Source organism: Cyclobacterium xiamenense, assembly GCF_900109255.1.
GTDB lineage: Bacteria > Bacteroidota > Bacteroidia > Cytophagales > Cyclobacteriaceae > Cyclobacterium > Cyclobacterium xiamenense.
The window spans coordinates 1-13,049 of sequence record NZ_FNZH01000018.1 but is presented as its reverse complement, the minus strand read 5'-3'; the positions used below and the strand labels follow the sequence as shown (position 1 = coordinate 13,049).

Genomic DNA, 13,049 nt, shown 5'->3' with positions numbered 1-13,049 from the left:
GGCGATTTTTGTTTCAGTCTAGCCTTTTTGAGATGCTTACTTCAACCCTTGGATCTTACAACTTCCTGTAAACCAATTTATTAACGACCCTTCTTACAGGGGCAATACAGCCATTTATGGAATCGGGGTCCTTTTTCACTGGTTTTTCGCCGGTCTCAGATCAAGGGTTTGATTTACGAGTAAAGATAGAAAACCAAACACAAAAAAACAACGTTACCACCACAAGGTATGGGCTGTTCCGGTCATCTCCGCCATGTCAAAGGGCAGGGTGCCGATGGTTCGGATGTTTGCAAATTGTTTCAGGGGCACCTCCACTACCAGCAGGCTATTCCCTTCACTTTCCGCTTCTCCCGATCTGGGGCAAAGGATTTGAAGTCGCTTCCACAAGTGCGCGTCGGCCATCGGAGAAAAAGGCCCGGCAAATACCGAAAGTTGGATCCGCTCATATCCGCGGCTGACCAACAATTTGGCTACTTTGCTCCGGATACGGTTTTCACTGATATCATAAATGATCAGGTACATCATGGTTAAATTGATTGATGGTTTTGGCGAATTGACTACAGTACTGAAAGATATGGTCCCGCATACTGCGCACGTTTTCGTTAAATTTCACCCGCGTCTCCATAAACCCATTGAATGCCGGAATAAGAATTTTCTTACCTTCTCTGTTTAATGTAAAGCCTCCGTCCCTTGCGTCTACCTGTTCCGGCAGCATTGCCTTGTCGGTAAATAGTTGGACGAGCAATCCGTCAACCAAAGGCCGAAACGGCTCAATCAAATCGAACACTAGCGAGGGCTTTCGGTAATTTTCTGCGTGCAGGTATCCGATAAAGGGATCCAAGCCGGCGGCAAATACCGCACTTTCCACCTCCGTATACGTCATCCCATAGAGGTAGTTCAAGGCAGCGTTAAATAAGTCCCTGGCCGGTCTTCTACTGCGCTTGCCAAAGCGATAGGGTTCGTCCAGGCACCCGGACAACCCACTCCAATACATTCTGGCAAATCGACCCTCAATTCCCATCAGGGAATTTCGGGCCTGTTCCAATGGCCTATAGCTTACTTGCTCCAGCTTTTTCCTTGTTACCGCTACCTGTCCCAGAATAGTCACAAGTTTTTCCCGGCAATTGGTTCGCTGATATTTTAAACGGTTTAGTAAGATCTCCTGACCGGCCAGCTTGCGCAGCAATTGGCGAGCAGCTAGTTCTGTGGCCAGGGGGGTACCCCACACAAGCAACTGTTTTCGACGCAAGGAGGCCAGACTTACGAAATAGGGACTCATGATGCGTGCCCGGATCCTTCCAATCCGGTCAAAATAGAAGATGGGAATCTGGTAATCCACCGCCAGCATCATGGCCGAAGAATTAATCAGGGTATTGGCATACACGGCAATACTGGATAAACGACGCGGGTGTATCCGCCGCTTATGGTGCGGCGATACTATATAGAAACACCCGTCTTTCACCGTGATCCTAGTTTGGGCGGTATCGATAACGACTTGCATTAGAAATCCTGGTAAGGAAAATCCACCCACCTGACCGAAAGCTTGTCAATATCCGGGTGGATGGCGTTGTCGTAATCCCTAAGCAAATCTGTATACTTTCGGTCGCCTTTTCCCTGAATCATGCCCACGAAGTTTATTTTTCCCCTCACTTGCTTTTTCAGTTTTTCCACCATTTCGTTATGTTGCGAGCCCATTACCTGTACCTGAGCCTCGATGGAATACTTCAATCGCTTTAGATCATTGCTCAGGTCATAATAAAAACTCCCCGGGATCCTAACCTGATCCGTCACTTCCAGGCCGGTCACCACTTTTACTTCTCCGGGGCCAAACCATTTGGTTTTGGTGGGATTGATTTTCATGTTAAAATTTGACAGGATTGCGTTAATCTCAGGCATCATGGTGGGATGAAATGCACTGGTTTCAGACGAAAAGGACAAGTCGTCCACAAAGCGCGTAAAGCGGTAGCCACGTTCCTTTGACCAGGCGTCGAGCATCCAATCCATGTCCCTTACGGCGAAATTGGATAAGGCCGGGGAAGCTGGACTTCCCATCGGCAAACGCCCCTTAAAGGTGCACAGCGTCGCGAGTACGTCGGCAGACTCCCTGGAAAAATGAAAGGGAGGGTTTACCAGGACGGCATACACCTTATCTACTTTGATCTGGTGAAAAAAATCCTCGAAATCAACGTTTAGCATGCAAGCCGAATTGATATGCCGTTCGGCGTTGGTACGTATGTTTCGCGGTTGCTTGTTTCCCTTGTGTGACATCACAAATCCATAAGAAGCAGGCGGCTTTTCAAAAAAATAGAGACACTGCAGCACAAAATTCAACTTCCGCAACAAATCCATCAGGCCGGGCTGAGGCGCTTCAATTTTCCGAAAGCCTCCGTTTTTTTTCAACACACGGAATTCGTAATACTTCGGGTGGAGGGAATGAAGGGTAATGTCTGCTTTGGATACCTTGATCAACCCTTCCAAATCGGACAGCTGGCGACAGCTGCGCAAGTACCGGGCTGTCCTGTAGATATGTCTGTAGCCGACTGCCATGCCTCACCTCTCATTTTTTTGGGAGAAGGACCTTAACTGCTGCACTTTCCCAAATCCAATACTCACGCCCTGCCCCAACCCAATTTCTTCGGGAAGGTTAAGGTTGGTACCAAAGGTAACATCCAGGGCAAGCCGCTTGATGCCAAAGCTATCTTTAAAACTCATCATATCAATGGTGGAGAGGTATACCTGTAAACTTCTCCGTTCCACCCGCAATTCCAATCCATCTAAGGCCTGCCACAGGTGGCCCCAAATTAACTTCTCCAAAAGCTGTACCCGATCGGTAAGTTTTGGAGTATGCTTCCACTTTTGGAAGTGTTGGGCGTTGAAAGGGAGCCATTTATTTAATCGAAAGTGCTGTACCTTATCTCCAAGTTCCGGTGCCCAATGCCCGTGGCGGTGATCATCGAGCGATAGGGGGATTTCTGTACCTTTATAATCCAGGTATTCTCCAGCCAGTGACATCCAAAGCTGTAACGCCTGGGCACCGGGACCCAAACCAAGAATGGCGGCTTTTTTATGCCGAACCTTGTATTGAATCAGCGGATACCGGAACTGGGTATCCATGCGATCTTCCTGCTTATTTTCTGCCGCACCGCCAACCTCGGCGAGCTCCAGATGGTTGTGAAATATATCGGTGGAAATGGCTGCTGCTTCAAACACAGGTTTAAAGTGCATCACGTTTTCGATCACTGCTCCTCTAAAGGCCCGGAGGTGGTTGGGGAAGAGGGGCAGGTCAAAGGCCAGGTAGGTATAGGGGATACGGTTTTTCATTTGTTTAGCAGTATGGTACAGTTTAGCGTTTCTCCGAGGGTATAGTCACTGTTAATCCTCACTTTTACTGGCAAGTCAATTTTCAAACGGGACAAATCGGTGGATTTTCCCTTACCTATCTTGTAGTTTTTACGCGTAACCACACAGTCTTTCGGCACTCCTTCTACCTTGAAAGTCACTCTAAACTTTTTATTGTCTTTTTCGATCGCTGCAATTTTTCCGTCAAAAACCTTCCCCGATTTTAATTGGTCGTTCGCTTTCTCGTCAATGTAATCCTTTGGTTGAACCTGCTTTCTCACTGGAGGATCCTGGACGGCAGCCGTCTGTTTAGCATGCCTTTTATCAGTAACCGGCTGCTGATTCGGTTGGTCTGGCGTAAACTGACCGTAGCCCACATTTGTCTTGGCCCCGATACCTGTAGCTAGCAGGATGCGTTTAAAGAGTTCTTCTTTGTGTTTTTTACTGATTCCTTCTATGGCAAAGCTATCCGTTAGCTCGAATCGGAAGCGGATGATGATTTCCGGAAGAATCTTCAAAAACTTTATCGGGATGGGATCCTCCAGTAGGTTAGGGTGGTGTGGCGTAACAAAATCGGACCCCAGGTAATTGATCCCTGCCCGGTTCGATGGAGAGAGTACGGCATCAAAAAATCGGTCCCGGCAATAGATGGTGTGGTAGCGCTCACCTTTTTGAGAAAAGTCCCTACCTTGGAAAATCTCCTGCTCAAAGGCAAGGACTTCTTCCAGACCTGGCGGGTGGGAAAGTGGGTTTTCTTTCGTCACTTCTTCGATCATTGCTACCAGGTACCGGTATTTGGCGTCTCGTAGGTCTCCTTTATCCCGTTCGGGGAAAAAACTACGGAGCGTACCTTTTACAGAAGAGCCTGGAATCTGAGGCAATCCGGTGCTGTAGTCAAAAAAGAAGCCGATTTTGAATTCCTCCAAAGCGCCGGTCTCATGTTGGTATCCACTGCCGATCAAGAGGCCGGGGTAGCACACCGTCAAATCAAACTCGCTGTTGACCGAAAAGGGTTCTGCTGAAGGTACTCGGCTAAAGCGAATTTCCTCGGTCATGATTTTGGCTTCTCTGGAAAAGTCCCTTTTTTTCACTCTTTCGGAAGTCAGGATGCCCGATAGGCTGTTTTCATAAAAGCCCCGGTGGAAAAACCAGCCGGCATTTTTAGGATTGCGGATTTCTGGCATATCAATCGACAAGTTTAAAGGTTCGGACGACTAGTTTGATGGCGACGGCTGCATCCATAATTTGGCTTTTTAGCAGCCGTTTATCCGTGCAAGCCTGATAGTAGGCCAAGAGGTCTCCGGATTGGGACGCAGTATCGTTTCTATACTGCTTGACCACCTGAAACAACGCCCTGAACAGGGGCGACTTATCTTTCTCGCTCCGCACTCTATGCTGGTCCGTGGAATTTCGGTGGTTGTAGATCAAGGACATCAGCATCCCTGACAGGACGACCGAAGCGCCAAACGATGCGATATAGCCATTGTACTGCTTGCTAATCGCACCATTTTCAACCAGGCCTTGACTTTCTTCGACTGCTGAAAAAGCCAGCGGGATCATTTGCTCAATTCGCTTGTTCATGGCATCAATGTTTGGTACATGCTACAAAGACCATAGCCAACGGAGGCATTGGCTCCAATTTGTACAAATCCCTCCAGCGCTTTATCGAATTCGTTACGACATTCCTCCGACTGAATGATGAACGAGGCAAACCGCGAATCGTAGGGGACCACTTCTTCGTACCAAAGGTTTTTGCTTTCCCCGTTGTCCAGTTGGTTCCGGGCAATCACGGGAAATTCCAATTGCTGAAAATCATCCGGGTGCATCAGCAATAAATTGGCCCCAAGAAGATCAAGGATCATCGGCGATAAGGAAAGCTTCCGCGAATTTTCCGTGGACCTTGCGAGCCAATCCGACTCCTCTATAATGGCATTGTCGAAGGCTCTTTCAAAGACCAAAGGGCGACCTTGGCTCACCTCCAAGCCGGCAAGGTTTTCCAATTCGTTAGGTACCGCGATCCGAAAGTCATTCATTTTCTCGATGAGTTTCCTAATCACGGTAGGACTCGTTGCATTGAAATAAGGGGACACATTACTTCTCACCGGCCTGGATACCAGATCTGCCGAGAGAAATTGCCACTGTCCGGGTTTGTTTTGATCTCCAAATACGGGCAGAAACTTCCATTGGCCGTTCTCTCCAGGGTCCTCGGTGTCCGGCCACGCATGGCTAAAAAATTCCCTAAGCGCCCCTTTGAGACTGGAGGAGTGAATCGTCGGTAAGTTGGTATTTACATCCCGTTGGACCAGGTTGTCCACCACTCCGAAGTTGGTCTGACCACTTCCCACATGCAGGTTGGTGAGACACTTGATTGCGTAGATTTTATTTATTTTTCCCATCTTGTTTATGGTATATTTCTTGGAAATAATGATTGAATCCAATTTGTCTGAAGTTTACAGGCGCATCCAGAAGCTTTTTTAGTTCAATAGCCGTTGCAGGATTTTTGGCAAAGAGCACAGACCCTCTCCTGAGCAAGTTATATTTCTGTGACTTTCCCCCAAATCCAAACCCATCGGCGTTGAATAATCCTACCCTAAATTCCTGGATTTCGGATAGCGCGAATTCGCAATGCTGAAAGATGCCGGATGATACCACCGCATCACTTAGCAGCGTGAATTTGTCTCCTGTACCTGATTGGCCAAAAGGATAGCCATTGTCTTCCGAACACTGCGCTACCTCGACTTGGAATTGCCGTTGTTCGCCCCCAAAAAACACGATTTGGTCCTGGAGTTTAGTGGGCACCATGTCACCTCGTGAGTCACTGCGCGTATCAATGTGGGCATAAACCACAAACCTTGCTCCCTTTTCCAGACGGTAAAACTGCTGCTTGAAGAAGCCTTGTTTATCTGACCCTTTCTTGATTCCTATTTGAAAATGGCTGTTAAAAATTTCTTTTAGTGCGCGAGATTCACCTTGGTCACCGATCAAGATCATGGGGTTTTCTTCTTTTGGATCATACCCGACTATCTCCGGAACGACCTCGGTTCGGGTACCCGCGACGTAGCAGCTTCCACCCGATTGCCAGCGAAGTTGATGCGTTGATAATCCGTGAGCAAATCGGTAAGTCGTGTTGCCAGCCTGCAGTAATAGCGGAGATATCTTTTTGATCACCCCAAAATTTTGGGGTTGTTCTGAAATCTGTGGGCTGAATGACTGATTCCCAATAAGACTGCTGGCCAGCTCCCTATTTTGTTCGATCGGCAAGCAATCGTTGCAGACCAAAAGCCAGTAACGAAGTAGTCCCAGGAGGCTCGTTTGCTGGGGATATTGATTGGAGTAGGCGAAGTAGTTACGGCCTTCCTGATCTGAAAGCTCACCGAAGGTACGCTCTCCCCCAAAGAAATAGTCTTCCATTGGGCTAAGGCTGATTTTGAAATTATAGTCAGTCATTGTCATCCCGATTTAAAAATTTAATAAGTCGCAAAGCGCCATAGATACTTTCCTGCAGATGCTTTTCCTGGAAATCCCTTCCCATGGCCAGGATCATTTCCTGGAGTTTTTCCAGAAAATGCCGGTTTTTTCCCTCTTGATGAATACCCTCGTTAAAGTTGTTATCGAAAAGGCTTTTGAGTTTTTCTTTTTCGGAATAAATTTTTAGTATTAACGGCCAGTCCCTACTCAAATGCTGGCTCACCGAATTCAGGAAGTGTTGCTGTTCGATATGCATCCTTACCAGTTCTTTAAAAACCGCATAGCTCGATCCCACTTCCGCTGACTTTTGTAGGGTCAATCCAAACGTCTGTCCACTATGCTTTTGAACAAACGTTGCGACGGCATTCTTTACGCCTTTTCGGAACTTGAATTGCTTTGCAACCTCAGAAAGCTGGGACAGTGCTTTTTCCCGATTTTCATTAAGCGGAAATTTGTAATAGGCGATGGAGATTCCGAATGATAGTGTGGGTTGGGAACTGAGCGCTAGCGGGCTCAAAAACGCTGAAAATAGTGCATCAAGATCATCAATCAGGGAGAAAACATCTCTCGCTCCATACCTTATTGGCGCAAAAAACAACAAGTCGTCACCGCCTATATAAACGGGAAGTCCCCCATAATCCCTGATGGCATCTGATGCATGCAGTGAAAACGCCAACAATGCCTTCGAAAATTTAAGGTATTGGCTATTATCCAGTTCCTTGATGCACGCTCCGATTTTATCGCCATCAGCTTGAATGATCGCAATGTACTTGTGGGGCGTTTTAAATAATCCAGGATTTTTGCCCTTCAAGTAATCCATTAAGGATTCCTCGTTAGCATCGTTCTCGATTTTAGATAGGAATGACGTTTGCTCCTCCCTATCCAAGTGATCCACCAATTCCCTGGCAGCTATTTCGATCAGCGACTCAAAACGGTTTCTTTCGAATGCATCTCCTTGGAGGGCATCATCTACAAGAAACGAAGAGGGTTGCTGACGCATTAATGCAGCTTTATTAATAAAAAGTTCGATCCACGGCGTACTTTCCAGGGGGATTACCTGGCTCTGTAGTTCCAATACGTCCAGGTCACCATAAATTTCACGAACAATGTTTTTAGCTTGTAAAGCTGGATTCATTGGTGGCTCCGCATTCTGTTCGGGTACGTCACGGGCGGCTTCGCTGTATTTTTTTACGATGTCAGGATTTTCAAAATCACGCTCCACCGCATAGACCTGTAAGTAATCCAAGAAATGCTGTTTCAATTGATCTTCGCGTTCCGATCTTCTTTCGGAAAACAACTTTTGACGTACTAAGTAGTCGATTACTTCCTTCACGATATTCAGTTTAGTTTGCTCGATCACTTTGATCACCAGATCGAAGGAGGAAGGCTCCGACATAGCCTCCGGAAAATAAAAGACACATCTGTCTGCAAACAAGCCTGCACCATTTGGCTTATCTAGTATATTATGAACGTTACCTCCCCAGTTGATCTCATCCGTAAAAGGCACAATAAATTCAGCCTTATTCTCTTTCAACACCTTGATCAGGGACTTCATCAAATACGAAAAAAGGTAGCTTGCCGCCCAGAGTTCCCGGGTTTTTCGGGCTTTCATCAGCGTTTTGATGATGGGCCCAATCGTGATCCCATAGTATGTTTTCATGGATTGATGATTTTTACTTTCCCCAGGCTACCGTTAAAAGAAAACGCCTCGAATTCCTCGCCCAAATGCTCGTGATACCTTTTAACCAAATCCTTAAGGTCAATTGGTTCATCGGGAGTTGACAAGCGGTTATCGTTTGGTTGCCGGGATCCAGTATACTCAAAAGAGAATACTTTCTTTGGCAATTTTGGATCGATATCCGAGATATGAATATAAACCTCCCAATTCGTCCCATTAAAAATAGGTTTGAATAGTATAGGCGATTTAAATCGGGAAATGGAACCATTCGGGTTACTTACGCTAATTTTCGTCTTTCTATCTGGGTAATTCCACTTATTCCGGGGCACATTTCGACAACGATTCGCTTCAGCACATTTTTTCGCCATAAAGGTAAATGAGTCATTAAGTCCCAAAAACGCTCTTACGAACTTTGGAGGTTTTCCAAAATTCGCTGTTTCAGGTAGGAAAGGACGCTTCAACCATTTCTTTTCCCATGAATAATTGTACGTCGATTCCTTGGCTAAATAGATTTTCAAAAATGAATCAAAGTAGACGCACCTTCTTCCAATGTTTACGCCCGATTTTAACCGTTGGTAATAATAATTTACGATCTCAAACATCGGTTTCGCACGCTCCTCCGGAGAAACCCGGTCGCTTCCATTAATTTTAAGATGGGTAATGGATTTAGGCACAGCATAATCAACCGAAGAAAACGACCCGTAGCCTTTGGACTGGCGCGTACCAAAGTTGTGGTGAAACAGAAAGTCGCCGAATTTGAGCGCAATTAAATCCAGTAAATCCCTATGAAGCGAAAAAAATACAACTCTAATGGGCTGGTCCGTGAAAGAACGAACCTTGTGGCTTCCTTTATCCCCCATGTTTGCAAAAAACATCGGTGTATTTTTTTTATCAACAAAAGTGGTTCGCACCGTTCCTTCCGGAAGTATCCTAACTTGGTAGTGCAGGGACTGTTCCTGTTTTTTTTGCCTCCACTTACCTTTTAGTTCTGATCCTGCTTGTTCCCTGAGATACCGGTCAAGCTTCGGTTTTAGCTCGGTTGCTCGCAGCGTCGCACCAATCTGTATTTCCGGAAGTTTGTGAGCATCTTCATATTCATTAGAAGGGTACGTATGATCCGGACGATGAAAGTGAAGCAAAGGGGTATGTTGCTTGATTCGGAAGGAGCGAGAAAATGATGCGTTGGTTTCCATGTTGACTAGTTAATTTTATTGAATAATCCACGCCGAGAGAGACGATCAAACTTTTCGATGGCTCATTTAAATGACAAAATCAGGTAAATACCAAGTCCAAAGAACACCGCATAAAACAATACCCGCAAAAGCATTCGATAGCGGTGGTTCTTAATGTTAAATTTAAAAGAGGTGACCGCGTCCATTAGTAATACCATAGCCACGCTAATAAAAATAACCACCCCAATCCGCATCCAAAAAGGAGCTAAAATACCTGGTCCGCTCAAAAAATCGTCCTCAAGTACCTGCCAATCCATAAGGGATGCAACAAAACCAAGGGGAAGAAATATGGCCCCAATGATTGTAATTTTGGTTAGCAAATCATTATTGTGCTCGTTCTTTTCGAAGCTCGAATAATTGTGCAGTTCTTCAATCTGCTTGTCTAAAGAAAAAACATCCTCAGGAATTCGCATTTGCTGTTGGAGCAGATCGTACATCTCAATGCCCTGCTCCTGGGCGGTAACTTCCTTAAAGTATATTTTATTTATGAACACCAAATACTTTTTATAAAGCGTAGCAATCTTTTCGAGGGTCCGTTGCCTCTGTTTTTTCTCCAATAGTAAATGGGAGACATGGGTTACCTCATCGGCATAATTGAGGATGGTCGCCCGCTGCACCTGACAAAGTTCCGCCATTTTATAATACATCGTTTGAAGGTGCCGGATTAGAAATGAGTCCACCCCCGTGCTGGTAAGCATCACCAGACTGTATCTACTTATCCCAAATACGGTTCCCCAGTCGATCCATCTATTGTACGTGGCGGTTTTCAGCAATTGCTCCCGCATTTCCTGGTCCTGGCAAGTCATGCTTCCGCCGTCAACAAAAACATATTTGTACCACCACTCTTCTAATTTTTTTACCGATTTCTCTCCCTTATTGGCCGCTATCAGCGCGTTAATAAGGGTATCATCCGCAAACCAGGAAACCACAAACATCCGGCTATCAAGAATGGGATGTATTAGTATGCCCTTTCCCTTTATGGTGTTGCCTCTTGATTTGTTAACACTAGAATACTCCTTTAAAAAATCCTTTTCAAAGAGTCCTTTAACAAACGCCGGAATTCGAAATGGGCCGTTTTTAATGGTTTCAATCGTTAAGTAGCCAGAAAAATCTTCTACCAATAGCGAGTTGGGGTTAGGTGATGTACCTTTCGCTCCCAACCAGATCTTGTCGGGTAATTCATAAGCCTTTGTTTTATTGAGCGCTGACTCCGATTTGGTCCTGTCCTTCGTACCAAAAATCGCCGATCCAGATTCCAGGTCATAAAATGGGGGATACAGACGCCGTCCAAATTGATTTATTTTTAAGATATCTCCCGGGTCTCTGTAGGTGAAGTTTCTTAAATGAAAGGAAAGAATGGCGGTACCTGTGCTATAAATATTCAATAATATGCTATCAATTCTCAAAAAAAAGCGTGTTTCATCCGAAAGCTGAATACAATAATGCAGCTCACATTCCTCCTCCGGAAGCTGGTATTCAAAATGGTTGATCAGTTCCTTGTTTCCCTGTGTTGATTCGTCACTTAGGTCTATATCCAGGTCATATAAGATTTCCCTGACATGGCCATAGAAATAATCAAACTCATTAAATCGTTCAAAACTGTCTAATTTATATTCTTTTCTAATCCAGGGAGCGCCAATTTTTTTTCTAAAATCAGATAGGTTAAATTTTGCATCCAGATCCGCTTCCGGATCCAATTCCTGATGCTGCCATTTAAACGGAAAAAGGAAAACATGGTAACTATACAGTGAATTTTCCATGGCTCAAGAAAGATTAGTAGTTAGGGAAACGATTTTATCTTTGATTGCGAGAATTTCCTCTTTGGGAAGCGCATTTTTGGATAGGCCAAAAAATCCAAATTCACCCCCGCCTTCATAGGCCTTTCCATGATCTATGTACTCCTTGAAATGGTCCGCTACCAGATCTTTGCCCTTCCAATAATAATCCAAGGAGTTATCGCTGTATATTAGTAATTGGGAAGTTTTCCCAAACAGTTTATCGGAAATGGGGCTAAACCGGGACAGGCCAGTGCCTATCACCAATAAATCATCCACTCTCTCCCCTTTTATAATATCCAATTCGGCCCGTTTTTCCTCCTCTTCTGTTACCCCCTGTACTATTCTGTCTGCTCTCCGTATTTCATCAATTTCTTCCTGGGTAGCCCCCATTTCCATCATCGCAGGGATATACCCCTTATCATTGGCCGCAACCAATTGTTGCCGTCGGTCTAACTCCAAGCTCATTAGCGAAGCAACCTGCTCGATCGCTGAAGGCAGATGCTGCAGTTCATTGTGATGGTCAATCAGTCCGCAACCTTCAATTGCCTCGCCCCGCAATTCGATCCCAAAAACCTGTCTGCCCGTTTCAAAGGCACGATGGATTTGTGACAGGTAGGGTTCGTTTCGGTACGCATCCCATTTCGCAGTGTCCCAATTGAGCCCGGCATCCAAAAATGAACCTTCATGGGCTACCAGCAGTTTTCGGATTTCCAGCATTTCCAAATCGTACCCGCCAAGCAAAACGAACATATTATTTTCACCATTCATCGGTTGAATATAAAATCATATAAAATGTAGATGATATTTCAAAATATGCATTTGAATTTCTAACTACAAGAAAAATTAATGTTTTATTGCGAATGGATACCCTATTTATTGACTTTTCGAATGGCATTACCACTATAAACACAGATTTTTTGACCAAATGATTACCATGATCATTTATTATATAACAATAAAAACTAGTAAATTCAAAAAAATATTCTTTTTCACAGGTTAAATTAACCTAAAAGAAGAAGTTGCATCTGCAAGGCACTGACGGTACTAATCTGTAGGAAGTAACATGATAAAAGAACTGGGAAACACGTGGCTACCTTCAATTCCTAACCACCGCTTTTAAAACATAATACCCCGCATTGTTGGATAAGTCCTGGTCATAAATGGCCAGATCCAATCGAACTCCTTGCTCAAAATGACACCTGCCGAGGATCCCCACGAAATCCTTGGGCCGGCCGAAACCTACCAGGAGGCACTGGAAATCGTGCTGCACCAGCAACCGGAAGTGGCCCTACTGGACATTGCACTCGGAACCGATGTGGATGCCGGAATCCGCCTGGCACAATACCTCAATCGTTCGTACCCCATACCGATCGTATTCTTATCCGGTTTACCCCGCAGCCTGGGATTTAATTTAGCCAAGTACCTGATGCCCTTTGATTTTATCCCGAAGCCAGTGGACTATGATCGATTAATGGACAAAATCGAACTTGCCACCATCTTTCAATCCCAACGCAGCAAAGTGGAGTCCATGGAGCCCAACCAGAATGGCATTCA

13 protein-coding genes are annotated in these 13,049 nt (G+C 45.2%); 1 reads left to right on the top strand and 12 read right to left on the bottom strand.

Annotation, left to right across the window (positions count from 1 at the left end; translation table 11 throughout):
- Positions 1-213 precede the first annotated feature (213 nt).
- From cas2 to BMW71_RS23065, 12 genes are all read right to left on the bottom strand, one after another.
- A complete protein-coding gene (cas2, locus tag BMW71_RS23120; RefSeq protein WP_092178913.1) occupies positions 214-525 on the bottom strand; it encodes a CRISPR-associated endonuclease Cas2 in 312 nt (103 codons plus the stop codon).
- Entirely contained in the window at positions 503-1,501 is a 999-nt protein-coding gene (cas1, locus tag BMW71_RS23115) for a CRISPR-associated endonuclease Cas1 (RefSeq protein WP_092178912.1), read from the bottom strand. Before cas1 ends, cas2 begins: the two co-directional genes overlap by 23 nt.
- A complete protein-coding gene (locus BMW71_RS23110; RefSeq protein WP_092178911.1) occupies positions 1,501-2,547 on the bottom strand; it encodes a reverse transcriptase family protein in 1,047 nt (348 codons plus the stop codon). Before BMW71_RS23110 ends, cas1 begins: the two co-directional genes overlap by 1 nt.
- 3 nt (positions 2,548-2,550) lie before the next feature.
- Positions 2,551-3,321, bottom strand: coding sequence for a CRISPR-associated endonuclease Cas6 (locus BMW71_RS23105; RefSeq protein WP_092178910.1), 771 nt, complete (start codon positions 3,319-3,321; stop codon positions 2,551-2,553).
- Positions 3,318-4,523: a type III-B CRISPR module RAMP protein Cmr6 gene (gene cmr6, locus BMW71_RS23100; protein WP_092178909.1), complete on the bottom strand. Its 1,206-nt coding sequence runs from the start codon at positions 4,521-4,523 to the stop codon at positions 3,318-3,320. The genes BMW71_RS23105 and cmr6 overlap by 4 nt, the downstream gene beginning before the upstream one ends.
- Before the next feature lies 1 nt (position 4,524).
- Positions 4,525-4,920, bottom strand: a complete 396-nt coding sequence (locus tag BMW71_RS23095) for a hypothetical protein (protein WP_092178908.1) — start codon at positions 4,918-4,920, stop codon at positions 4,525-4,527.
- On the bottom strand, positions 4,917-5,735 hold the full coding sequence (gene cmr4 / locus BMW71_RS23090; protein ID WP_092178907.1) for a type III-B CRISPR module RAMP protein Cmr4: 819 nt from the start codon (positions 5,733-5,735) through the stop codon (positions 4,917-4,919). Before cmr4 ends, BMW71_RS23095 begins: the two co-directional genes overlap by 4 nt.
- Positions 5,719-6,786, bottom strand: a complete 1,068-nt coding sequence (locus BMW71_RS23085) for a type III-B CRISPR module-associated Cmr3 family protein (protein ID WP_177179749.1) — start codon at positions 6,784-6,786, stop codon at positions 5,719-5,721. The genes cmr4 and BMW71_RS23085 overlap by 17 nt, the downstream gene beginning before the upstream one ends.
- A complete protein-coding gene (locus BMW71_RS23080; RefSeq protein WP_092178905.1) occupies positions 6,779-8,467 on the bottom strand; it encodes a Cas10/Cmr2 second palm domain-containing protein in 1,689 nt (562 codons plus the stop codon). The genes BMW71_RS23085 and BMW71_RS23080 overlap by 8 nt, the downstream gene beginning before the upstream one ends.
- On the bottom strand, positions 8,464-9,678 hold the full coding sequence (locus BMW71_RS23075) for a hypothetical protein (protein ID WP_092178904.1): 1,215 nt from the start codon (positions 9,676-9,678) through the stop codon (positions 8,464-8,466). The genes BMW71_RS23080 and BMW71_RS23075 overlap by 4 nt, the downstream gene beginning before the upstream one ends.
- A 62-nt stretch (positions 9,679-9,740) precedes the next feature.
- On the bottom strand, positions 9,741-11,477 hold the full coding sequence (locus BMW71_RS23070) for a CorA family divalent cation transporter (RefSeq protein WP_092178903.1): 1,737 nt from the start codon (positions 11,475-11,477) through the stop codon (positions 9,741-9,743).
- 3 nt (positions 11,478-11,480) lie between these two features.
- The gene (locus BMW71_RS23065) at positions 11,481-12,263 is read right to left on the bottom strand and encodes a hypothetical protein (RefSeq protein WP_092178902.1); all 783 of its coding nucleotides are present in this window, start codon (positions 12,261-12,263) and stop codon (positions 11,481-11,483) included.
- 424 nt (positions 12,264-12,687) lie between these two features.
- Here BMW71_RS23065 and BMW71_RS23060 point away from each other — a divergent pair.
- A partial coding sequence (locus tag BMW71_RS23060; protein ID WP_143057743.1) for a response regulator occupies positions 12,688-13,049 on the top strand: 362 nt, incomplete at its 3' end.